The organism is Streptomyces sp. NPDC057950 (genome assembly GCF_042887295.1).
GTDB lineage: Bacteria > Actinomycetota > Actinomycetes > Streptomycetales > Streptomycetaceae > Streptomyces > Streptomyces kaempferi.
Window position 1 is genome coordinate 68,951 of sequence record NZ_JBHVPP010000016.1, and the last position, 21,059, is coordinate 90,009.

Below are 21,059 nucleotides of genomic sequence, written 5' to 3' on the forward strand. Positions count from 1 at the left end.
GTGCACCGGGTACCGACGACCCGGTGCACCACGCCGACCCCGGGGCTGGGCCCCGGTCATCCGTCCCACGCGCACGCACACTAGGGAATTCCTCGTGACGAGTGCCGCAGGCTGTCTCCTGCCGAAGTACGGATCATCACGAGAAGGAGACAGACATGCGCTCTCGCTGTGCCGCCGTGGTCACGACCGCGACTCTCGGGGCCCTCGGCCTCATCCTCGCCACGGGGGCCGCCGACGCCGCCTCCCGGCCCGCGGTCACCAAGGCCGAGTGTGCGGCGACAGGGGGCGTGGTCTTCGACATCCCCATGAAGACGACCTTCTGTCTCTATGACAACCACGACGGGACGATCGACATCGCCCCCATCGTCCTGCACTGAGGCATCGAGCGACCACGGTTGGTGACCCGCAGCGGGAAAGCCCGGTGTGTCCGGGCCCGCCGGGCTGTGACCAGGCGGAATCACCACGTGGTCGAATGTCGCCTGATGGCGCCGGGTACGGACTGGCACAGTTGGGCACGGGCCGATCGGGGGTCGACGGGGACCGTCACGACGCCGCCGATTACGGGCCGCCCGGGGTCCGGGGCGAGCATGAGTCCGCGGGGTTGCCGGACCGGTGGCGGCGGCAGGACCGTGCCTGATGCCTGATGCCTGATGCCTGATGCCTGATGCCTGATGCCTGATGCCTGGGCCGGGACATGGATCTGGTCAGCACCTGCGTCGGTGGCTCGGAGGCGCCGATCGCGCGGCTGCCGGCCGCCTCGGAAGGGACGGTGTACCGGGTGGCGCCCGGCGACACGGTCGGCCGGGTCCGGGCCGTGGAGTGATCCGCGGGGTCGTCCCGCAGACGACGTGTCAGTCGGTCAGGGCGGAGGCGAGCTCCCTCGTCGCCTGGACGACCTCCTTGTCCGGCTCCGCGAGCAGGCGCTGGAGGGTCCCGTGATGGTCCCGTACGGCTCGGCGCGCCTCGCGCTCCCAGCCCACGTAGTTCTCACGGCGGTTGAGCAGCTTGGGGTAGGCCATGGCCGTGCTCTCCCACTGCCGGGCGTCGGCGATGTTCTTCAGCAGCCGGAGGATCTGCACGCGGCAGGCGACCTGGGGAAGCTGGGCGAGCTCCCACAGGAAGGGGACCGTGGCGGCGGTCGCCTGGTCCACGACGAAGCCGTACTGGCAGATGCGCTGCCTCAGACGCGCGAGCGCGTCGACGGCGGTCTCCGCGTCGCCCGACGTGATCGCGGTGAGCAGCGAGGGGATGTCCGTGGCCGCTCCGGTGGAGTCCTGGAGCTCGCGCCACGGGACGCGTTCGAGGTCTTTCAGGGCTGTCTCCATGTCCGCTCCCGCGCGAGGAGTTCCGTGACGAGGTGCGACGGGACGCTCCGCCGCAGCGTGCGTCATGTCAGGCCGTGCCAGGCCGAGGGCGTGGGCCGAGGAAGCGCCGGCAGCATGGCCCAGACGGTCTTGCCCGCGGGCGAGAGGGTCCAGCCCCAGTGCTCGGACAGTGCTTCGACGATACGCAGTCCGCGACCGTGGACCTCCAGAGCGCCGTCCGTACGGGGGCACACGGGCGGACTTTCGCTCTGATCGGTGACCGCGCAGACGAGGTGGGCGCGGCGAAGGGTGAGCTTCAGCCACACTCCGGTCTGGTCGGCACCTGGCCGCGGAACCGCGTGCAGCACCGCGTTGGTGGCCAGCTCGGTGACGACGAGGGCGGCGTCGTCACCGCGGTCGCCCAGCGCCCAGCGGCCGAGAGTGCGGCGGGTGAAGTCGCGTGCCTGGGCGAACCCCTGGGGGGATTCGGTGATGCGCAGGCTCGCGGATCTGGGCGCGTTGCCCGCGGGCTCGCTCCTCCCGGGCCGCTCCGGTCCGGTGACACGGGTGGGCGCTCCGTCCGAGGGCGACGCGGCCAGAGGTGTCCGAGCTGCCCACGGCACGGCCTTTCCACCTGCGGGACTTGGTGCTTGGCGTGCGGATAACGACACGACATCTCCCTGATGCGACGTCAGGTCCGGTGCGCCAACGGTGCGGTTGACGCCCGAGCTATTATCCATCCTGTCGACGCCCGTCGTGCAATTTCACGGGAAATTGCACAGGTTGTGGCTGGAACAGGACCGCGCGGTACCGGTCCGACCCAGGGGGCGACCGACGTGTACACCGTGGTGGAACGTGAGCGAGGAGAGTCCGGTGCCATCAGCGCGAAACGGAACGCGGGCCAGTTCGCTGGGTGTCCGCTGGATGAAGAGCCGGCACAGCAACGCCGAGGGCAACTGCGTCGAGGTGGCGCCCCTGGGCGAGGGAGGGGTGGCGTTGCGCAACTCACGTGATCCCGACGGCCCGGCACTCATCTACACGGCCGCCGAACTGGCCGCCTTCCTCGCCGGGGCGAAGGACGGGGAGTTCGATCACCTGGTGTGAAGCGGAGCCATACGGTTCCACTTCTGCCGGAATATGCGAGACAGGGCCGAGAGATGCGAGGATGGGTTCTTCTCGTCTGCCGGTCCACAGGGAGTAAGGATGTCCGCCGAGTCACCTCGTATCTCCCGCCTCGAACCGTATCTGAAGCGGACCGAGCCGGCCCCGACCCTGCTGAAGATGCTGGTCGGCGTCCAACTCGCGGGTATCCGCGAGGATGTCGGCCTCTCGCAGGAACAGGCCGCCCGCGCCATCGGGTTCAGTCCGGCGAAGCTGTCGCGCATCGAGGCGGGCAAGGGCCGTCGGCCTCCGACGGAGGGGGACGTCCGCGCGCTGTTGGACCTCTACGACACCGACGGCCACGAGGCTTCGGTCCTGCTCCAGTTGTTGCTGCGGGCCGGCGAGCCCGGGTGGTGGCAGCGCTACGACAAGCGGTTGATGCCCGAGTGGTTCGACCGGCTGGTGGGGCTGCAGGAGGCCGCTGCGGCCATCCGCACCTTCGAGATCCAGTACGTCCCCGGGCTGCTCCAGACTCCGGCCTATACCAAGGCGGTTGTGGAACGGGGTCTGCCCACGGCACCGGCCGGTGAGGTGCAGCGGCGTGTCGAGCTGCGCACGCGCCGCCGTGAGCTGCTGCGTCGTGACGACGCGCCACAACTGTGGGCGGTCATCGACGAGTCGGTCCTGTGGCGGGTGCTGGGCAGCCGCGACGTGATGCGCGAGCAGTTGCAGTACCTCGTGGACATGGCTCAGCGGCCCCACGTGACGCTGCAGATCGTTCCCCTGGACGTGACGAACGCGTCCGCGCCCGCCATCCCCATCACCTACCTGCGCTTCGGCGGTCTCGACCTGCCCGACATCGTCTACCTGGAGCACATCAGGAGCGCGAACTTCCTGGAGGACCGGGACGAGACCGAGGAGTACCGCCTGGCCCTGGACCGGCTGGGAGACGAGGCTCTCACCCCGCGGGAATCGCTGACGCTGCTTCAGAAGACCGCCGACGAGCGGTATTCCGCCTCGTGAAAGCGCTTCGGCTCCACCGGCCGGCACCGGTGGAGCCGAAGCGCTGACGACATCTCTTACCTGAGCCGTCCGACGCCGCCGAACTCAACCCACTCCTGGGTCAGTTGACGGGGCGCAACCTCGGTGTCGGGGCGCCAGGTGGACACCTCCACCAGACCTGGCTCCAGGACGTCGAGGTCCTCGAACCACTCGGCGACGTCCTTCTCCTCACGGACCCTGCCCCAGTGGCCCTGGGTCGCCTGGTCCATGAAATCGGTGACGAACTCCCGGACTTTCGCGTCCTCGCTGACCAGCTGGCACATCACCATGCAACTGCCGGACACCAGCTGTTCGGCCACCCGGCGTGACACGGCGACAGGGCCGTCGGTCTCGCTGTCCGGGATGCAGTGGAAGACCGAGTTGAACAGCACGGCCACCGGCTTCGAGAAGTCGATCAGGCGCTGGGTGTCCGGGTGGGAGAAGATCTTCTCCGTCTCGCGCAGGTCCGCGTGGATGACCGTGGTGCGGTCGTTCTGGTCCAGCAACGCCCGGCCGTGCACCAGCACCATCGGATCGTTGTCGACATACACGACCCGCGACTCCGGATCGACACGCTGGGCGACCTGGTGGACGTTGTCCTGGGTGGGCAGGCCTGACCCGTGGTCGAGGAACTGCCGGATGCCGTAGTCGGCCGCCAGCGTCCTGACGACCCGCTGCAGGAAGCGCCGGTTGTTCAGCGCCAGGGCGCGGGTGCTCGGAACGACCTTGTCCAGTTCGGCGCAGGCCGTTCGGTCCGCAGCGTAGTTGTCCTTGCCGCCAAGGTAGTGGTCGTACATGCGGGCGGCGGTGGGTACCGTGGCGTCGATCTTCGTGGACAGCTGCTTTCCAGCCTGCATCGTTCCCCCAGCTCCAAGCTGCTTCAGGTGGCTTGGCTTGACAGACAATACATCCTAGGCAAAGGGCATTTGGGGATGCCAGCCTGTTGACCAAGGTTCTCGGAACGGGCTCGGCCGGCCTCCTTCCGCGTTCCGGTCCACCGCGCGGCCCGTCAGTCGGTGGGACCCGGTGCCCGCACGCCACAATCGAGACGGGCGGACACCGGGTCGACGAGAAGGGCTGCAAGAAGGGCTACTGCCTCCGCCGGAGTGGTGCCGGAACCCACGGCCCGCGCGTGTCGGACGCGCAGACCGCCGCGCCGTGCGTGGAAGGTGAGGCCATGCGCGTCGACTTCGATCCAGAGGCCATGGACAGCACGTCCTTCTACGGACTCATGACCTCCGTCGTGGTGCCCCGTCCGATCGCGTGGATCTCCACCGTCACACCGGACGGGGCCACCGAGAACCTCGCACCCCACTCCTTCTTCACCATCGCCAGCACCGATCCGGCGATCGTGCAGTTCACCTCGATCGGTCGCAAGGACTCGCTGCGCAACGTTGAGGACACCGGCGAGTTCGTGGTCAACTTCGCCTCCGAATCCTTGCTCCACCAGGTCAACGCCACCGCCACGGACTTCCCGCGGAGCGTGAGCGAGTTCGGCTACGCGGGGATCGAACGGGAACCCAGCCTGCATGTGCGACCGGCCAGGGTCGCCGCCTCGCCCGTCGTCCTGGAATGCCGGTCGCACACGACGCTCCGTCTGGGGAACTCCACGGTGGTCTTCGGACGGGTGCTCCACATGGCGGTCCACGAGGAGTTCATGGCCGGCCGACGGCCGAGTTCCGCACGCCTGCGCCCGTTGACCAAACTGGGCGGTGACGAGTGGGGGACCCTCGGCGAGGTCCTCCATCTCTCGCGCATTCCCTACGAGGAACTGCGCGGGACGGACTGAGGGCCCCGGCCGTCCCCGCACGGGGAGTGGGCCGGTCCCGCTCCCCGTACGGGAGGCGGGCCGGTCCCGGTCACACCCCCGAGGGACCGTCCGCGCGGTCACCGCCCTTGACGGGGTGCAGGTGGACGGTGAGGTCCTCGTTGGTGGGAGCGGGGGGGAGCGGCCGGGCACCGTCCGGTCGCAGGCCGTCCAGGAAGATGCGCACGTGACGGGCGGCGAGCGCGCTGGCCTGCTCCACGGGGAGGTGGGGGAGCGGGCGGCAGGAGAGCGCTCCGGTGGCGATCAGATCCACCGCTGTCGCGTCCGGACGGATCACGCCCTGGGCGCGGGCCGTGGCCAGGAGCTCCTCCAGGGCGGCCACGATCTCACGTTGCAGGGCCGCGGCCTCGGGATCGTCGGTGACGGGCCCGCCGATCAGCGGCAGGACGAGCATCTCCCGCTCGTCCACCAGGGTGAGCAGGAATTCCCCGATGGCGGACAGCGGGTCGCGGGCCGAGGTGTCGACCGCCCGGCGCACGGTGCGGAGCACCAGGGTGAAACCGTCGACGACGACCTGGCGGATGAGTGCGTCACGGTCGGCGAAACGCCGGTAGAGCGTGGCGATGTTGACCCCCGCGCGGCGGGCGATCTCGTCCAGGGGGGCGGCGGTGCCCAGCTCCCGGAAGGCGGATCGCGCTGCGGCGAGGATCTGGTCACGGTTGCGCGCGGCGTCCGCCCGCAACCGCGGTCGGCCGTCTTCTCGCGATGCGCTGGGAGTCACCGGGGGCCCGTCGCCTTCTGTTCTGTGCGGTCTGTACTTGCGGACGTGTCGAGATTACGGCAGTGGCGGTCCCCACAACGCAACAAGTGCAGGATTTGCTGCGTTTAGTGTACCGTCGACGAGGTCGGCCCGGACGCCACGCCGTGTGTGCGTCCTGTGGTGCGGGGTGCTCCCCCCGCTCCGTGGGCCGGTGTTCGTCGCGGGCGCCGACGGTGTCTCTCGCGGCACTCCTCACCTGTCGCGAGAGAAGAGAAGCGGTGACGGCCGTGCAGTTGGCACAGTGCAAGGGCAGGGCGGCGGCGATCGGCCGGCGTGGCGCCACAGTGGTGATCGGCGCACCGGTCGTCGAGTGCGCGCTTCGGGGCACCGGGCGGTCGCCGTGCGGGCCCACGTCGTCGCTCCGGGGCTGACACCGGCGGCGATCGAACCGTCCGCCGATGGCCGTCCGCCGATGGCCGTGTGACGCCTCTCGTCGGACGCCACCGTCAGACGTCGGCCGCCGGCCCGTTCGTGAGGCCGAAGCCCTCCTGACGCGGGGGTGAGAGGGGCCGCCCGAGGCGCTCATGACAGGCCGGACAGGGGCCATCCATCCCCGTCTGCCCGGATGCGCCGCCCCTGGAACGCCGGCCGCGCCGCGACCCACTCCCACCACGTGGGCATCACCACCCCGCACACCTCCTGACCACCGGTCGCGTCTCGGCCGAGATCACCTCCCGCGCATGCCGCGGACACCCAGAGAGCCCCCTCCTTCATGCAGCCCAGTTCGGAACTCCCCGCCATCGCCTCACCCGACGGCACCCTGCACGACCCGAACGCGCATCCGGCGGGACATCGCCCCGCGCACGCCCGCCACGCGCTGAACGACACCGAGCCGGGCATCCCCGCCCCGGTGCTCGACGCGGCCGCCGGAGTCCGCAAGGCGATGCTGGTGCCGGTCGTCACCGCGCTGGCGATCGGGACGATATTCGTCGCCGTCTATCTGGCCGCCTTCCACGCTCCCAGCGCGCGTCATCAGCCGCTCGGCATCGCCGCGTCGGACACGGTGGCCGCCCGCACGGAACTCGCTCTCAACAGCGCGGCGCCGGACGCCTACACCTTCCACCGCTACGCGGACGCGGCCGCCGCCCGTCGGGCCATCGTCCACGACGAGGTTCCGGCCGCCCTGGTCGGCGACGTCCACGGCATGCGTCTGCTGGCCGCCGGCGCGCAGGGCCCCTCCGTGGTCTCCAGTCTCGCCACGGCCGCCACCCAGGCGGTCGGCCACCCCGTCCCCGTACGGGACGTGCGGCCACTGGCCGCCGGGGACGCCCGCGGACTGTCGGCCTTCTACGCCGCGTTCGGCGTCGTGCTCGCCGGGTTCCTCTTCGCGGTCTCCTCGTACCAGATCGCCCCGCGCCTGGCGCTCTCGGCGCGGGCGGCGTCGATGCTGGTGTTCGCCGCCGCCTCCGGTGTGACGGTGGCGCTCATCGCGCACTCCGGGTTCGGCGCGCTCCCCGCGTCCTTCCTCACCGTCGCCGTCGTGGTGGGACTGCTCGCCTGGGCCACCGCCGCCGCGACCGGGGTGCTGCTGCGGCTGTTCGGCCCGCTCGGCATGCCGGTCGCCTCCGTGCTGCTGCTGATCCTGGGCAACGCCACCTCCGGCGGCATCCTCCCGGCCACCTTCCTGCCCGCCTGGCTCTCCCCACTGGCCGAGCTCCTGGCGCCGGCGGCCGCGATCCAGGCCCTGCGCGACGCCGCCTACTTCGACAACGCGCACCTCACCGGATCGCTGCTCGCCCTGGTCTCCTGGGTCGTGGGCTGCCTGGCCCTCCAGTACCTCCTGGACCGGCTCGCCGCGCGCCGGGAGGCGACCGCGCTCTCCGCCACCGCCGTGCTCGGCCACTGAGGCACCAGCCCTCTTCGCCGGCGGGGAAGCCGGGCGCGGTCGAGGCCGGGGGCACGGATCATCCGTACCCCCGGCCCCGGTGCTCCGACGGACTGGACAGGCTGTGTGAGGAGAGCGCCGCGGCGGTCGCGGTGCCATACCGGAGAGCGGCGAGCACCTCGGCCGTGGCCGTTCCTGACGCGGCCTGGACGCCGTTCCCGCGGGCGGCCGAGCTGGCCATGGTCGGCTGAGTGGCACGGCACGGGATGGACGTACGGGGGGCACGTGGACGGCGACGTGGCGTTCCACGCCGGAGCCGTGCCGATCTGTCAGGGCCTGGGCCGACCCATCACCCGATCATCCGAGCCCGGGGAATCGGACGGTCGCCGGGAGATCGAGCGCGTCCGCGGCGTGATCCTCCCTCAGTTCGTGCGCAGCGTCGCGGCGGCCTTGTAGGTGCGCAGGACCGGCGCGGTCTCGATCCGGGCGATCGCCCGCAACGCCACCTCGCGCGTCAGGTACCGGTGGAGTTCCTCGGCGTCCCGGCACAGCGCGTGCGCGACCAGGTTCGTCGGTCCCGTCGTCGCCGCGACCACCGCCAGCTCCCGGTGTCCGGCCAGCTCGGTGGCGACCGCGTCCAGGTGTGCGGGCGCCACCTGCATCCACAGCAGCGCCGACACGGTCACCCCCAGGTGGGACGGCTCGATGTCCACGTCGAAGAACAGCGCGTCGCGCGCCCTCAGTGCCGTGAGCCTGCGGGCCACGGTGGACGCCGTCGAACCTGTCGCGGCGGCGAGCTCGGCGTAGCTGAGGCGGGCGTCGTCGCGCAACGCGGTCAGCAGGAGCCGGTCGGCGTCGGTGAGCTGGTAGGCGGAGTCGCGCGGGTCGGGTTCCGCCGTGCTGGTGCCGGTGCCGGTGTTCGTGTCGGTGCCTGTGTCTTTTCCCGGAGAAGGGCCTGGCGTACTTTCCGCCCGCAGTCGGGCCTGCTGGGCGGCATCGAGGGTGGCGACGCGTCCGCGCCACGCGGTCGGGCCGCCGAGATAGGTGTGCAGGAGGTAATGCGCGGACACCGCGGTGATCCCGGCGGTACGCGGGATGTCACGCAGCAGCAGTGCGTGCGCGTCGGGGCCCGACGGCGTGGTGTGGATGATCGCGACGATCTCGGTACCGCCGGAGGTCAGCCGTACCCACGAGGTGTCGGGGCGGCGGGCGAGCGCGACCGCGATGTCGTGCGCGGTCCGCGTCGCGGCGGTGAGCCGTACGAACCACTGGTGGGTGCCGGAGCTGCGCGGCGACGGCAGAGCGACCACGCGAAGTCCCGCCTGCGCGTACAGGCGGCGGTAGCGGCGCACGACCGTCTGGGTGGAGGAGCCGAGGATCTCGGCGACGAGCGTGAACGGCGCCCGACCGTCCACCTGGAGGGCATGGATCAGGCCGCGGTCCAGATCGTCCAGCGTGAGCGCATCCATCGATCCGACCCCCGTTGGTGGAAGTAATCGTCGAGTTCCGTCCAGGACATGGAACCACGTGCCTGATGGACGGGACGGTGGTCGTCGGCCGTCGGCCATCGGTCGCAGATCGCCCGCTCGGCGGCCAGCCGTCCAGGACACACAGCGCCCGCTACACAGCGCCCGACAGACCGCGCCCGACCGACCGCGCACGACAAGCCACGTTTCGCACACCCAGGGGGAGACGCATGTCCCACAGCACCGGTCAGGGCACGCCGATCGGCACCGGCACCGGCACCGGCACGAAGGGCGAGGACCAGGGCGGGCAGCCGGCCCGGAAGGCTTACCGGTGGCGGTGGCCCGCGCTGGCCGCGCTGCTGGTCGCCGAGGCGATGAACCTGCTGGACACGACGATCGTCCAGGTCGCGGGCCCGGTCATCCACACCGATCTCGGGGGCGCGGACGCCGCCGTCCCGTGGTTCACCGCGTCCTACACCCTCGTGTTCGCCCTGGGACTGCTCACCGGCGCCCGGCTCGGCGACATCGCGGGGCGCCGTCGTGTCTTCCGCATCGGCGTCGCGGCGTTCGCGGCCCTGTCCCTGGCGTGCGCGCTGGCGCCGAACACCGAGGTGCTGATCGGGCTGCGCGCGCTGCAGGGCGGTGCCGCGGCGCTGGTCGTCCCACAGACGTTCGGCCTGATCCGGGCGATGTTCGACGGCGACGAACTGTCCAGGGCGCTGGGCACGATAGGCCCGGTCATGGGCCTGTCGGCGGTCCTGGGGCCGGTGCTCGGAGGGGTCCTGACACACGCCGACCTGTTCGGCACGTCCTGGCGGGCCTGTCTGTTGGTCAACCTCCCGCTCGCCGGCGTCGTCCTGTTCGTCGCGCGGCGACTGCGTGAGGACCACGCACCGGTCCGGCCACGACTCGACCCGGTGGGGACGCTGCTGGCGATGGCAGGCATCGCGCTGGTGGTGTGCCCCGCGACGACCGGCACACCGGGACCGGCCGGATGGGCGGCGGTGTCCCTGGGCGCGGCCGTCCTGGTGCTGTTCGTCGCCCACCAGCGCCGCGCCGCGCGCCGCGGCCGGGCTCCGCTGATCGAACCGGCTCTGCTGCGCGGTCGTGCGTTCCCCGCCGCGCTGGCCACCTCCACGCTCTTCTTCGCCGTCATGAACGGCGTCATGATCACCGTGGTGCTCCACCTGGAGCTGGGCCTGCACCGGGGCCCGCTCACCGCGGGCCTGACCCTGCTGCCGTGGTCCGCCGGGCTGGCCGTCGCGTCGTGGACCGCGGGCGCGCACCTGGTCCCGCGGTACGGGACCCGTGTCCTGCACGCGGGGGTCGCCGCCCTCGCCGTCGGGCTGGCCGGCGCGGTTCTCGCCTACCGGTCCGCCGCGCTCGACACGTACCCGGCGGCGCTGCCCTTCGCACTCGCCGTCGCGGGCCTGGGCACCGGTCTGTTCACACCGCCGTTCTTCACCGCCGCGCTGAGCGGTGTCGGCGCGCAGGAGACCGGTTCGGCGGCCGGGCTCCTCAACGCCGTCCAGCAACTGGGCGGCACGCTCGGTGTCGCGGTGATCGGCGGTGTGTACCTGGCCGGCGACGGCACCCCGCGCGGCGCGGCGCAGGCGGCGCTCGGCACGGCCGGGGCCGTCCTGGCGGCGACCGCGGTCGCCGCGGCCACGATGACGGCGCGGCCGCGCAACGGGGTCCATGACCGCGGCCGGGCGTGAAACCACCATGGACGCACGGCCTTCACAGGGCGGCGTGCCGCTCCACGGCGTCGTGGATGTGGCGGCCCAGCAGGGCTCCGCCGAAGACGACGAAACCGACGCCGATGAGCCACGACTGCACCACGAGGACGGTGCCGACGGTCCCGTAGCTGATCGCGTTGTTCACGATCAGTGGCGAGAACACGACGTACGAGAACCCGCGCAGGCCGACCAGCCCCGCCATCGTGGCCACCGCGCCCGGCAACAGCGCCGACCACCTCACCCGCTCGCCGAGCAGGAAGTGCTGCCCCCACCAGAAGAAGAGGATGCCGAAGAACACGGTGAGCACGACGCGCACGATGGTCTCCGTGAGGCCGCCGACCAGCACCGCGCCGCTCTCCGCCTCGCCGAACAGATACGCCGTCAGGGCGGCGAGCCACACCACGCGGCGCCACGCGTGGTGCCACGGGCCCGCGGGGATCTCCCAGATGCGCTCGTAGCCGTTCTGCACGCTCGAGGCGAAACTGAGACCGAACAGCGCGACGGCGAGCACACTGAAGGCGCTGGTCGTGCTCAGTACCCTGCGCGGTGCCGAGAACAACTTCTCCACGGCGTCCGCCGGGTGCCCCGACAGGCTCATGCCGTCGATCACCCACAGGGCGAAGCCCCGGTGTTCGAAGGGGGCCGCCGCCGCGACGACGATCAGCAGCGGCGTCAGGGTGACCATGCTCAGTGCGGCGAACCCCATGGCCCGGTGCAGCAGTTCCAGTTCGCCGCCGTGCTGCCAGAGACGTCCGAGGGCCGAGTCGTGCCAGACGGCTCGCGGGGTCCGGCGCCGGCGCCGTCCGTTGCGCGGCACGTCGGAGGAGTCCGTCATGTGCGCCTCGCTTCCCGGTGCCTCCGAGGCCTGTGGTTGCCTCCCGCGCGCCGAAAGGCTCCCGGCATCTGGCGCTCCTTCCCTGAGCCGGCACCCACGGACAGCGGTGCCGGAGGTCCGGCCCAGCCGCCTGGGGGAACGTTGACGGTTTCCCGCCCCGCTCCTGGGCCAAACGTGCCCCGCCGACCGATCACCCTTCCGGCCGGTCGATCACCCTTCCGGCCGGGCGGTCCCCTCCGTCCTGCGCGGCGCGGGGCGGAAGGCCGGGCCGGCGCGTCCGTGCCGTGACGAAGCCGGGTGTCCCGCGGCGTGGGGACCCGAGCCCGTCGGCGGAGTGGCGCCGATGTACCCGGCCTCATCGGCACCCTCCGTGAACTCACCGTCGTCCGCGGTGCGTTGGTCAGGGGATTCCCTGGTGGTCGGGCTCGTGCTCCCGGCGTGCGGGAGGCCGGGGACGTCCCGGACCCTGGAGTTCGATCGCGATGGGGACGGCCGTGAAGACGGAGGAGTACGTGCCGACCGCGAGGCCGATGAGCAGGGCGAGCGCGAAGTCGGTCAGCGAGTCCCCGCCGAGGACGGCCAGCGAGGTGAGGATGAGCGCCGCGCCCATGCCCGTGTTGACGGTACGGGGCAGCGTCTGCAGGATCGCGTGATCGGCGAGGTCCGGCAGCGGTTCGGCGGCGTCGCGCCGGTGCAGTTCCCTGATCCGGTCGAAGACGACGACCGAGTCGTTGACCGAGTAGCCGACGACGGTGAGAAGGGCGGCGAGGAAGACGCCGTCGACGGGCTTGCCCAGCCAGGCGAAGACGCCGACGAGGATGAGAACGTCGTGGGCGAGCGCCGCGACCGCCGCGGTGGCGAACAGCCAGCGGAAGCGGGCCGCGAGGTAGAGCAGCTGGGCGCCGAGGGCCACGGCGAGCGCGATGAGGGCGTTGCGGCGCAGTTCGTCGCCCAGGCTGGGGCCGATCAGCTCGTCGCGGACCTTGTCCGCACCACCGCCGAGCGCGTCGACGGTCCGTGTGACCGTGGCCGCCTCGGTGGCGGTCAACTCCTCTGTGCGTACCGTGAGTCCGGTGTCGCCGGAGGACTGGACGACCGCTCGGGCGACTCCCGCGCGGGCGAGGTCGGCGCGGGCGCGTTCCGGGTCCACGGGGACGCCGGTGGCGTACTCCATCAGGCGGCCGCCGGTGAAGTCGATGCCGAGCTGAAGGCCGCGCACCGCGATGCCCGACGAGGCGAGGACGAGAACGGCGGCCGAGGCGGCCAGCCAGCGGCGCGGTCGGCGCATCAGGGCCGGACCGCGGCGCATGAGCCGGTCGCGGACCCGGCCGGGCGTCGCGATCCCGGTGAGACCAGGATGACGGCGCACCCAGGGGCGGGATGTGGCGTGGTCGGCGAGCACGCGGGTGACCACCAACGCGCTGACCATGGAGGCGACGACGCCGATGCCGAGGGTGACACCGAATCCGCGTACGGGCCCGGAGGCGAGGAAGAACAGCAGCACGGCCGCGATCAGTGTGGTGACGTTGGAGTCGGCGATCGCGCTGAAGGCGTTGCGGAATCCGGCGGTGAGGGCCGAGCGCGTACTGGGTCGTCGCCGGGTGCCGTACTCCTCGCGGGCGCGTTCGAAGACGAGCACGTTGGCGTCCACGGCCATGCCGATCGCCAGCACGAAGCCGGCCAGGCCCGGCAGGGTCAGCGTGGCGCCGACGACGGCCAGGGCGGCGTAGGAGATCAGGGCGTGGCAGAGCAGTGCCACGACCGCCAAGAAGCCCATCAGCCGGTAGACGGCGACGATGAACAGCGAGGTCAGGGCGGTGCCGATGGCCGCGGCCCAGGCGCTGGCCGTGATGGCGCGCGCGCCCAGGGTGGGCCCGACGGTGTGCTGTTCGACGGTCTCGACCGGTACCGGCAGGGCGCCGCCGTTGATGAGCAGGGCCAGCTGCCGGGCCTCGGTGTCGCCGAAGGAGCCGGTGATCCGCGTGGAGCCGCCGGGGATGCCCGTCCCGCAGGACACCGACGGGTCGATCCGCGGAGCGGAGATGATCCTGTCGTCGAGGACGATGGCGACGCGGCGTGCGGGGTCGTCCGCGGGCCGGCAGGCCGCCTGTCCGGTCAGCCGGGCCCACCGGTCACGGCCGGCGTGGTCGAAGTCCAGGGTCACGTGCCAGCCGGCCCCCGTCTCCTGGTCGAAGCGTGCGGCGGCGCCCTCGACGTCCTTTCCGGTCAGGGCACTGTGCGCGGCGAGGCGCAGGGGGTGGCCGGACTCGTCGGGCAGGACGAGGTCCCCGGCGTCCTCGCGCCGGTTCACGGGTCCGTCCGCCGTGCCGAGCACCGGGTGGAAGGCGAGCTGAGCGGTACGGCCCAGTACGTCGGCCGCCTCTTCGGGATCCCGGACGCCCGGCAGTTCGACGATGATCCGGTTGCCGCCCGAGCGGACGAGGGTGGGTTCCGCGACGCCGAGGGCGTCGACGCGCCCGCGCAGCACCTCCAGAGTGCGGTCGGTGGCCTCCCGGTCGGCCTCGGTCGTCGGCGTGGAACGGGTTTCCAGCACGATCTGGGTGCCGCCGCGCAGATCGAGTCCGAGACGGACCGGCACGGTGCGGGCGATGTACAGCGATACGGCGATCACGGCGAGGGCGAGCAGTGCCCTCACCCGGGCGGAGCGGATCAACGGTGGCCTCCGGCGGGCACACCGCGACCGCGGTCGGTGCGGTCGCGGCGCGGGAACGGGGAACGGGACGGGGCGTCAGATGCCGGAGGACGCGGGAGGTGCCCGCCCACGGTCGTGGACCGCGGGGCCGGAGGAGTGGGGCGCGGGCACGGAAACGGGGGGTGTCCGTACGACGGTGGCCGGGGGGACGGCCGTCGCGTCGGCGATGGTGGCGGGGTGGGAGGGCGGCGTCGGCCGTTCGCCGTCGAACCCATGGCGTCCGGACGCCCGGATGGAGCGGACGGCGGCGCACTCCTCGTGCTCGCGCGGGACGACGCCGGGACGGTGATCGGTCGCGTCCGTGCCGGGACGGTCCCCGGTCGCGCCCTGGGGGACGTGGAGGCCGGCCGACACCGTACCGCCGCCTACCCGGTCGGCCCGCCCCGCGGGTGGACCGCCCACGGCGAACGTGGTGAACAGTGCCAGCAGGACGGCCACCAGCAGGGCGCGGACCGTGGGGCGCCGGCCACCGGTCACGTGACGAGCGGTGCCCGAAGCGTCGTGCATGCTCCGTCCTCGTTTCGATCGGGGGGCGTCCGGCGGCGCGGCCGAGGCCGGTCAGGGTTCGACGAGACCGGCCCGGATGGCGTAACGGGTGAGCTCCAGACGATCGCGCAGACCCAGCTTGTGCAGCAGGTTGGCGCGGTGCCGCTGGACGGTCTTGACACTGATGAAGAGGAGGCCGGCGATCTCCTTGGACGAGTGCCCCTCCGCGACGAGTTTGAGGACTTCCTCCTCGCGGGGCGTCACCGCCCCGTCGGAGAGCTCCTCGCCGTGACGGACGCGGTCGAGGTAGTTGCGGATGAGGGCGGCGACCGCGCCGGGATAGAGAAACGGCTCGTCCCGCATCGTGCTCCGGCAGGCGGCCACCAGGTCCCGGTCCGCGACCGACTTCAGCACGTAGCCGCAGGCCCCGGCCTTGAGGGCCTGGAAGAAGTACTGCTCGTTGTCGTGCATCGTCAGCATCAGGACGCGCAGATCCGGCTTCAGCGACGCCAGTTCGCGGGTCGCCTGCAGTCCGGTCAGACGGGGCATCGCGATGTCCAGGACGGCGAGGTCGATGTCGTGGGTGCGGGCCATCGCGATCGCCTCCGCGCCGTCCCCGGCCTCGGCGACCACCTCCAGGTCGGGTTCCCGGTCGAGGATCAGCCGTACCCCGCGCCGTACCAGCGCGTGGTCGTCGGCGAGCAGGATGCGGATCCTGGTGGCGTCGGTCATCGGCACGGCCGTTTCCCGGGGACCGGCGCGGTCAGCCGGATCCGGGTACCGGTGCGGGTCGCGGGGGTGATGTCGAGGGCGGCCCCGATGAGCAGGGCACGCTCGCGCATGCCGCGGATACCGGCACCCTCGCAGGCGGCCTCGATACCGCGGCCGTCGTCGGCGACGGCAAGCACCACGGCGCCGTCCGTGTGACGCAGGCTGACCTCGGCCCGTTCGGCGTCGGCGTGGCGGGCCACGTTGGTCAGGCTCTCCTGCGCGACACGGTAGAGAACCAGCTCCGTCTCCGGCTCCAGGGCGGGCAGATCGGCGTCGAAGTGACGCAGCACGCGCAGCCCGGTGTGGGTGGCGAAGTCGTGGGTGAGCGAGGTCATGGCACTGACGAGACCGAGATCGTCCAGCACGCCGGGGCGCAACCGGCGCACCAGACGACGGACCTCGTCCAGGCTTCCCCGGGTGATCTCCTGAGCCTGGTGCAGCTCGTCACGCAGCGGCCCGTCCGCGTCGTCCGCGGCGCGCTTGAGAGCCAGCAGGATCGCGGTCATGCTCTGGCCCACCTCGTCGTGCAGCTCGTGGGCGATACGGCGCCGCTCGGCCTCCTGGGCGAGCAGGACGCGGGCGCTGCTCGTGGCCCGTTCCTGTTCGAGCCGCTCGAGCATGGCGTTGAACGCGAGGATCAGCTCGGCGACCTCACCGCCACCCCGTGCGGGCAGCCGCTGACCGGGGCGCAGCAGGTCGACGGTGGTCATCAGCCCGGTCAGCCGGACCAGTGGGGCCAGGCCCCAGCTCAGCAGCGCGGCGTTGGCGACCAGCATGACCACCAGACCGCCCACCAGGATGACGGCCTCCGTCAGTACGACCGGTACGGAGACGGTCACCGGAGCCCAGAGCAGCAGCCCGGTGGCCGTACCCAGCACCACCGCGTTGAGCCCGAAGATCCGCCAGAACAGGGACACCGGGGTCGAGCCTCCTTCTGCGACGCGGCCCGTACGGCGGGCATCGCGCACCCCGGACGAGGTGCGGCCCCTGGTCCCGAACCGGCCTGCCGCCAGCCTGCGCGTCCCCGGGCGGCCGGGTCCATGGGGTCCAACGCCCATTTCCCGAGGCCCGGCCCACCCATGCCCGTACGGCGTGGATGCCTCGACCCTATGGGGTTCCGCGGCCCGGACGACCAGGCTCGAGGCATGCCGCAGCCCGCCGCAGACCAGGCCCCGCGAAAGGAACGCACCATGTCGCTCGACGTCACCCGAACCGAACCGCGCCGCGACCGTCCGACGGCTCAGGAGGCCCGCCGGCGTCTCGAGCACGCCCGGGGGACCAGGCTGGTCCAGCTGCGGGCGCTCACCGACACCGGCCCGACCGCCGACGACCATCTGACCTCCGCGCAGAAGTACTCCATCGAACGCGTGCTCAAAGAGATCGACGCGGCCTTCGCCCGCATCGAGGACGGCACGTACGGAACCTGCCTGGGCTGCGCCAGGTCCGTCCCGGCGGAGCGGCTGGAGATCCTCCCGTACACGGGACACTGTGTCGCCTGCCGGCGCCGGGCGGACTGAAGGCCGACCGTCCCCTCTCCGACACCCGTCAACTGCCCTGCCCAAGGGGTGAAGTGATGAACGACCAGATCATCGGCGCCCGCGACACACATCTCCCGCCCGAGGACCTCGACCTCGTGGCACTCCGCGACCACCTGCTCGAACAGCGCCTGTTCCGCCAGGAACAGCTGCGGCAGATCGCCGCCACGGCCCGCTCGGACGCGCCGCCCGGACAGCCGGCCGCCTCGCAGGCGGAGGTGCGCGTCCAACTCGCCGCCTCCGCCCGCATGGTCCTCGCCGACGTCGACGCCGCTCTCGTCCGCATGGACGAGGGCGGGTACGGCGTCTGCGGGCTGTGCCGGCGCCCGATCGAGAGCGAGCGGCTGGCGATCGTGCCGCAGGCGCGCCACTGCACCCGCTGCCAGCAGGCCAGGGAGGCCGGCCGGTGAACAGGGCACGCCGCTTCCGCGTCGGAGTCGGTCCCGCCCGGCACCGGCCGTGGCCCCTCTGCCGGAAGTGCTGCGGGATCGCGCTCGACATGGGCAGCGCCCGCACCCGCGCCTGGATCGCGGGCCGGGGCCTGGTCCTCGACGTCCCCACGGTCACTTTTCCGGGAGCCGGTGTCGTGTACCCGATCCGGCGCGGCACCATCGTCGACACCGCGGGAGCGGCCCGGATGCTGGAGCGTCTGCTCGGCCACCGGCTGCCCGGCGGCACCCGCCCGCTGATCGTCGTGACCGCCCCCGTACTGGACGGCGTCGCCTACCGTACGGCGGCTCGCACGGCCCTGGAGGTGCTGCGGCCGCGCGGTGTGATCACCGTCCCCGGTGCCCGTGCCATCGCGCTGGGCGCGGGCGCCGACCTGTCCCGGCCGCTGCTGGTCATGGACATCGGCGCCCACCTCACCGAAGTGGTGCTCCTGGCCGACGGAGCCGTCGTCGACGCACACCGCACCGCCCTGGGCACCGCCGACCTCGGCACCGTCGCGGCGTCCCGCATCAGTGAGGCGGTGGCCGTCATGGTGACCACGATGTTGCGGCAGGACCCCACGTCACTCACCCTGGACGCCCTGGAAGGGGGCGCGCTGCTGGCCGGCGGAGGCGCCCTGCGCCCGGAGATCACCTATCGCCTGACCCGCAGGTTGCGTACGCCCCTGCGCACCGTCGCCGCGCCGCACACCGCCGCCGTCCGCGGTGCCGCGGCCCTCCTGCAAGCCGCCCACGCCCACCCCTCGGTGACCGGATCCGTCGCCTCGGCGGCGGACCGGCCGTGAGCCCGGCCCCGTCCCCACCGCGCCCCGTCCCCCCCTCTCGTCGCGCCCGCCCCCCCCGCCTCCGCGTCACGAGGTCCGCCCCCCGCCTCCGCGTCACGAGGTCCGGCGCGCGCCACCGCACCCCGGTCCGGCGCGCGCCACCGCACCCCGGTCCGGCGCGCGCCACCGCACCCCGGTCCGGCGCGTGCCACCGCACCCCGGTCCGGCCGCCCGTCCCCTCGTCACGGCGGCTGCCCGAAAGAATGAATCGGCTCCCGATTCCCGCGTGTCCCGGCGCCGGAGACCGCACTGTGAGGCGGCGGCACGGCGGACCTCCGTCCGGCACGGGCCGTCGCCGCGGTCACGCGGTGCGAGGACTAGGGGTGGGGTGGGATTGGAACGGCTGGAGGAGCCGCGGCCGGTTTCGTTGCAGGACCGGGCGCGTTACCGCTTCGACCGTACGCTGGCCCGCAGTACGGGCACCCTGATGGGCTGGCTGGTGATCACTTGCCTGGCCGTCGTGGTCCCGGTGAGCGCGCTGCTCGTGTGGACGGACCCCGGTTCCCCGCGCTCGCTGCCGGGGCGGCTGACCGCGGTGTGGCGGACCAGCGCGGAGACGCTGCGCCTCGGCGCGGTGACGGGCACCCCGTTGCGCATGCTGCTCGCGGCCCTGCTCGGGCTGGTCGCCCTGCTGTGCGTGTCGACTCTCGTCGGGGTCATCACCACGGGCCTGGCCGACCGGCTGGCCGAGTTGAGCCGCGGCAGGTCGAGGGTGATCGAGGAGGGGCATGCCGTCGTACTCGGCTGGTCCGACCAGGTGGCCACGGTGGTCGGCGAACTGATCGCCGCCCAGGCCGCGCACCGGCCGCGGGCCATCGTCCTGCTCGCCGACCGGGACAAGACCGAGATGGAGCGGACGCTGGCCCTCCAGACCGGTCCGCCGGGGCGCGCCCGGATCATCTGTCGCAGCGGCCCGGCCAGCGACCCCGACGTACTCGCGCTGGTCAGCCCGCGCACGGCGAGCACCGTGCTGGTCCTGCCGTCCGGGGAGCCCAGGGCCGACGCCGAGGTCCTGCGCGTCCTGCTGGCACTGCGAGCGGTCCTGGGCGACGGGCCGGACGGGCCACCGGTGCTGGCCGCCGTGCGGGACGACCGCTACCGCGCGCCGGCCCGGCTGGCCGCCGGTGCCCGGGGCACGGTCCTGGAGACCGACACGGTCACGGCGAGGCTGATCGCGCAGTGCGTCGGCCGCCCCGGCCTCTCCGTGGTCCTGCGCGACCTGCTGGACTTCGCCGGCGACGAGTTCCACCTCGCCGACAGTTCCGCGTTCCACGGGAGCCCCTTCGGCACGGTCCTGCTCGGCCACGCCACCTCCTGCCTGGTCGGGCTGCTCACCCCGGAGGGACGTACGCTGCTGAATCCGCCCGCCGACACCGTCGTCGCGCCGGGCAGCCTCCTGATCGTCCTCACCGGTGACGACGACTCGACGCGGCTGGAGGACTGCCGGCACCTCGTCGACCGGGCGGCGATCGTCACCGACCCGCCACCTCCGGACGCCGCCGCCCACTTGTTGCTGCTCGGCTGGAACCGGCGGGCGCCTCTCATCGTGGACCAGCTGCGGCGCACGGCCCACCCGGGTTCGGTGCTGCACGTGGTCACGGACCGGGCCGTGCCGGGACCGGCGCGAGAACCGGAGACGGCGGCCGCCGCCCGGCTGACCGTACGGTTCCAGTCCGCCGATCTGTCGCGCCCCGAGACGCTGCTCGGGTTCGATCTCGCCCCGTACGACGGGATGGTCGTCCTCGGCCCCGATCCGGGCGACGGTCCCGACCGGCCCGACGACCGGACCCTGGTCACCCTGCTGGCCGTGCGGCTGCTGGAGGACCGGACGGGACGGGAGATGCGCGTGGTCACCGAACTCATCGACGACCGCAACCGGCCGCTGGCACCCCTCAACCCCGGTTCCGACGTCATCGTCAGTGGCGAGCTCACCGGACTGCTCATGGCACAGATCGCGCAGAACCGGCACCTCGCGGGCGTCTTCGACGAGTTGTTCTCCGCCGACGGCAGCACCATCTGCCTGCGGCCTGCCGGGTACTACGTCCGTCCGGGTGGCGAGGCGAGTTTCGCCACCGTGGTGGCCGCGGCGCGCGATCGCGGTGAGTGCGCCATCGGGTACCGCCGTCACGACCGGCGCGCCACGCTCCCGGACCTCGGGGTCCGGCTCAATCCCCACAAGGGGGAGCGGCGCGAGTGGAGCGCCGAGGACCAGGTGGTCGTCGTGGCGTCCGAACCGGCCGCTCACGCCGGCCCGTCCGAACGGGACACGGAAGAACTCCGGGCCGAGCGGCGGGACGCCAGGTCACAGCAGCAGTGAGCGGAGGCGAATTCCGGAGAAAGTGACCTAAGTGCATCAGTTGTATCGTGCTATGAGGGACTGAC

General features: G+C 72.4%; 21 protein-coding genes. 11 read left to right on the forward strand and 10 right to left on the reverse strand.

Going from position 1 to position 21,059, the window contains the following annotated elements:
• Positions 1–155: 155 nt before the first annotated feature.
• A complete protein-coding gene (locus ACFVTC_RS25520; RefSeq protein WP_390130662.1) occupies positions 156–377 on the forward strand; it encodes a hypothetical protein in 222 nt (73 codons plus the stop codon).
• Between the two features lie 317 nt (positions 378–694).
• The gene (locus tag ACFVTC_RS25525) at positions 695–823 is read left to right on the forward strand and encodes a hypothetical protein (protein WP_390130664.1); all 129 of its coding nucleotides are present in this window, start codon (positions 695–697) and stop codon (positions 821–823) included.
• Positions 824–851: 28 nt separating this feature from the next.
• Here the strand turns inward: ACFVTC_RS25525 and ACFVTC_RS25530 are convergent, their stop codons facing one another.
• Complete coding sequence (locus ACFVTC_RS25530) at positions 852–1,391, reverse strand: hypothetical protein (protein WP_390130666.1); 540 nt, start codon at positions 1,389–1,391, stop codon at positions 852–854.
• Positions 1,388–1,927: an ATP-binding protein gene (locus tag ACFVTC_RS25535; protein WP_390130668.1), complete on the reverse strand. Its 540-nt coding sequence runs from the start codon at positions 1,925–1,927 to the stop codon at positions 1,388–1,390. Before ACFVTC_RS25535 ends, ACFVTC_RS25530 begins: the two co-directional genes overlap by 4 nt.
• A gap of 301 nt (positions 1,928–2,228) precedes the next feature.
• Between ACFVTC_RS25535 and ACFVTC_RS25540 the strand changes: the two genes are divergently transcribed.
• Positions 2,229–2,408, forward strand: a complete 180-nt coding sequence (locus ACFVTC_RS25540; protein WP_390130890.1) for a DUF397 domain-containing protein — start codon at positions 2,229–2,231, stop codon at positions 2,406–2,408.
• 99 nt (positions 2,409–2,507) lie between these two features.
• A complete protein-coding gene (locus ACFVTC_RS25545) occupies positions 2,508–3,428 on the forward strand; it encodes a helix-turn-helix domain-containing protein (protein ID WP_390130669.1) in 921 nt (306 codons plus the stop codon).
• A gap of 56 nt (positions 3,429–3,484) precedes the next feature.
• On the opposite strand, the gene ACFVTC_RS25550 is transcribed toward ACFVTC_RS25545, so the two are convergent.
• A complete protein-coding gene (locus ACFVTC_RS25550) occupies positions 3,485–4,303 on the reverse strand; it encodes an SAM-dependent methyltransferase (protein WP_390130670.1) in 819 nt (272 codons plus the stop codon).
• A 320-nt stretch (positions 4,304–4,623) separates the two neighbouring features.
• Here ACFVTC_RS25550 and ACFVTC_RS25555 point away from each other — a divergent pair, with 320 nt between their 5' ends.
• Positions 4,624–5,235: a flavin reductase family protein gene (locus ACFVTC_RS25555; protein WP_168525991.1), complete on the forward strand. Its 612-nt coding sequence runs from the start codon at positions 4,624–4,626 to the stop codon at positions 5,233–5,235.
• 70 nt (positions 5,236–5,305) lie between these two features.
• Here ACFVTC_RS25555 and ACFVTC_RS25560 read toward each other — a convergent pair whose 3' ends face one another.
• Positions 5,306–5,995, reverse strand: a complete 690-nt coding sequence (locus tag ACFVTC_RS25560; RefSeq protein ID WP_390130673.1) for a TetR/AcrR family transcriptional regulator — start codon at positions 5,993–5,995, stop codon at positions 5,306–5,308.
• A 751-nt stretch (positions 5,996–6,746) separates the two neighbouring features.
• Here ACFVTC_RS25560 and ACFVTC_RS25565 point away from each other — a divergent pair.
• On the forward strand, positions 6,747–7,880 hold the full coding sequence (locus tag ACFVTC_RS25565) for an ABC transporter permease (protein WP_390130674.1): 1,134 nt from the start codon (positions 6,747–6,749) through the stop codon (positions 7,878–7,880).
• A 401-nt stretch (positions 7,881–8,281) separates the two neighbouring features.
• Here ACFVTC_RS25565 and ACFVTC_RS25570 read toward each other — a convergent pair whose 3' ends face one another.
• Positions 8,282–9,328 (reverse strand): Lrp/AsnC family transcriptional regulator, encoded by a 1,047-nt coding sequence (locus ACFVTC_RS25570; RefSeq protein WP_390130675.1) that lies wholly within the window; start codon positions 9,326–9,328, stop codon positions 8,282–8,284.
• Positions 9,329–9,555: 227 nt separating this feature from the next.
• Between ACFVTC_RS25570 and ACFVTC_RS25575 the strand changes: the two genes are divergently transcribed.
• Positions 9,556–11,043, forward strand: coding sequence for an MFS transporter (locus tag ACFVTC_RS25575; RefSeq protein ID WP_390130676.1), 1,488 nt, complete (start codon positions 9,556–9,558; stop codon positions 11,041–11,043).
• A gap of 22 nt (positions 11,044–11,065) precedes the next feature.
• Here ACFVTC_RS25575 and ACFVTC_RS25580 read toward each other — a convergent pair whose 3' ends face one another.
• The 5 genes from ACFVTC_RS25580 to ACFVTC_RS25600 form a co-directional block, all read right to left on the reverse strand.
• Positions 11,066–11,899: a ribonuclease BN gene (locus tag ACFVTC_RS25580; RefSeq protein WP_390130677.1), complete on the reverse strand. Its 834-nt coding sequence runs from the start codon at positions 11,897–11,899 to the stop codon at positions 11,066–11,068.
• Between the two features lie 400 nt (positions 11,900–12,299).
• Complete coding sequence (secD, locus tag ACFVTC_RS25585) at positions 12,300–14,573, reverse strand: protein translocase subunit SecD (RefSeq protein ID WP_390130678.1); 2,274 nt, start codon at positions 14,571–14,573, stop codon at positions 12,300–12,302.
• A gap of 75 nt (positions 14,574–14,648) precedes the next feature.
• Positions 14,649–15,119, reverse strand: coding sequence for a hypothetical protein (locus ACFVTC_RS25590; RefSeq protein WP_390130680.1), 471 nt, complete (start codon positions 15,117–15,119; stop codon positions 14,649–14,651).
• 51 nt (positions 15,120–15,170) lie between these two features.
• Positions 15,171–15,830, reverse strand: coding sequence for a response regulator (locus ACFVTC_RS25595; protein WP_390130682.1), 660 nt, complete (start codon positions 15,828–15,830; stop codon positions 15,171–15,173).
• Positions 15,827–16,786: a HAMP domain-containing sensor histidine kinase gene (locus ACFVTC_RS25600; RefSeq protein WP_390130683.1), complete on the reverse strand. Its 960-nt coding sequence runs from the start codon at positions 16,784–16,786 to the stop codon at positions 15,827–15,829. Before ACFVTC_RS25600 ends, ACFVTC_RS25595 begins: the two co-directional genes overlap by 4 nt.
• A 273-nt stretch (positions 16,787–17,059) precedes the next feature.
• On the opposite strand from ACFVTC_RS25600, the gene ACFVTC_RS25605 reads away from it, so the two are divergent.
• The 4 genes from ACFVTC_RS25605 to ACFVTC_RS25620 all read left to right on the forward strand — a co-directional run bounded on the left by ACFVTC_RS25605 (position 17,060) and on the right by ACFVTC_RS25620 (position 20,994).
• On the forward strand, positions 17,060–17,386 hold the full coding sequence (locus tag ACFVTC_RS25605; protein WP_390130684.1) for a TraR/DksA C4-type zinc finger protein: 327 nt from the start codon (positions 17,060–17,062) through the stop codon (positions 17,384–17,386).
• A gap of 56 nt (positions 17,387–17,442) precedes the next feature.
• Entirely contained in the window at positions 17,443–17,814 is a 372-nt protein-coding gene (locus ACFVTC_RS25610) for a TraR/DksA family transcriptional regulator (RefSeq protein ID WP_390130686.1), read from the forward strand.
• 89 nt (positions 17,815–17,903) lie between these two features.
• On the forward strand, positions 17,904–18,638 hold the full coding sequence (locus ACFVTC_RS25615) for a rod shape-determining protein (protein ID WP_390130892.1): 735 nt from the start codon (positions 17,904–17,906) through the stop codon (positions 18,636–18,638).
• Positions 18,639–19,104: 466 nt separating this feature from the next.
• Positions 19,105–20,994, forward strand: coding sequence for an NAD-binding lipoprotein (locus ACFVTC_RS25620; RefSeq protein WP_390130893.1), 1,890 nt, complete (start codon positions 19,105–19,107; stop codon positions 20,992–20,994).
• The last annotated feature ends 65 nt before the right edge of the window (positions 20,995–21,059 follow it).

What these genes read in the sequence shown, in the direction of transcription:
- ACFVTC_RS25520 (WP_390130662.1), top strand. Translation starts at nt 156, where the DNA reads ATGCGCTCTCGCTGTGCCGCCGTGGTCACGACCGCGACTCTCGGGGCC.
- ACFVTC_RS25525 (WP_390130664.1), top strand. Translation starts at nt 695, where the DNA reads ATGGATCTGGTCAGCACCTGCGTCGGTGGCTCGGAGGCGCCGATCGCG.
- ACFVTC_RS25530 (WP_390130666.1), bottom strand. Translation starts at nt 1,391, where the DNA reads ATGACGCACGCTGCGGCGGAGCGTCCCGTCGCACCTCGTCACGGAACT.
- ACFVTC_RS25540 (WP_390130890.1), top strand. Translation starts at nt 2,229, where the DNA reads ATGAAGAGCCGGCACAGCAACGCCGAGGGCAACTGCGTCGAGGTGGCG.
- ACFVTC_RS25545 (WP_390130669.1), top strand. Translation starts at nt 2,508, where the DNA reads ATGTCCGCCGAGTCACCTCGTATCTCCCGCCTCGAACCGTATCTGAAG.
- ACFVTC_RS25550 (WP_390130670.1), bottom strand. Translation starts at nt 4,303, where the DNA reads ATGCAGGCTGGAAAGCAGCTGTCCACGAAGATCGACGCCACGGTACCC.
- ACFVTC_RS25555 (WP_168525991.1), top strand. Translation starts at nt 4,624, where the DNA reads ATGCGCGTCGACTTCGATCCAGAGGCCATGGACAGCACGTCCTTCTAC.
- ACFVTC_RS25565 (WP_390130674.1), top strand. Translation starts at nt 6,747, where the DNA reads ATGCAGCCCAGTTCGGAACTCCCCGCCATCGCCTCACCCGACGGCACC.
- ACFVTC_RS25570 (WP_390130675.1), bottom strand. Translation starts at nt 9,328, where the DNA reads ATGGATGCGCTCACGCTGGACGATCTGGACCGCGGCCTGATCCATGCC.
- ACFVTC_RS25575 (WP_390130676.1), top strand. Translation starts at nt 9,556, where the DNA reads ATGTCCCACAGCACCGGTCAGGGCACGCCGATCGGCACCGGCACCGGC.
- ACFVTC_RS25580 (WP_390130677.1), bottom strand. Translation starts at nt 11,899, where the DNA reads ATGACGGACTCCTCCGACGTGCCGCGCAACGGACGGCGCCGGCGCCGG.
- ACFVTC_RS25590 (WP_390130680.1), bottom strand. Translation starts at nt 15,119, where the DNA reads ATGCACGACGCTTCGGGCACCGCTCGTCACGTGACCGGTGGCCGGCGC.
- ACFVTC_RS25595 (WP_390130682.1), bottom strand. Translation starts at nt 15,830, where the DNA reads ATGACCGACGCCACCAGGATCCGCATCCTGCTCGCCGACGACCACGCG.
- ACFVTC_RS25605 (WP_390130684.1), top strand. Translation starts at nt 17,060, where the DNA reads ATGTCGCTCGACGTCACCCGAACCGAACCGCGCCGCGACCGTCCGACG.
- ACFVTC_RS25610 (WP_390130686.1), top strand. Translation starts at nt 17,443, where the DNA reads ATGAACGACCAGATCATCGGCGCCCGCGACACACATCTCCCGCCCGAG.
- ACFVTC_RS25615 (WP_390130892.1), top strand. Translation starts at nt 17,904, where the DNA reads ATGGGCAGCGCCCGCACCCGCGCCTGGATCGCGGGCCGGGGCCTGGTC.
- ACFVTC_RS25620 (WP_390130893.1), top strand. Translation starts at nt 19,105, where the DNA reads ATGGGCTGGCTGGTGATCACTTGCCTGGCCGTCGTGGTCCCGGTGAGC.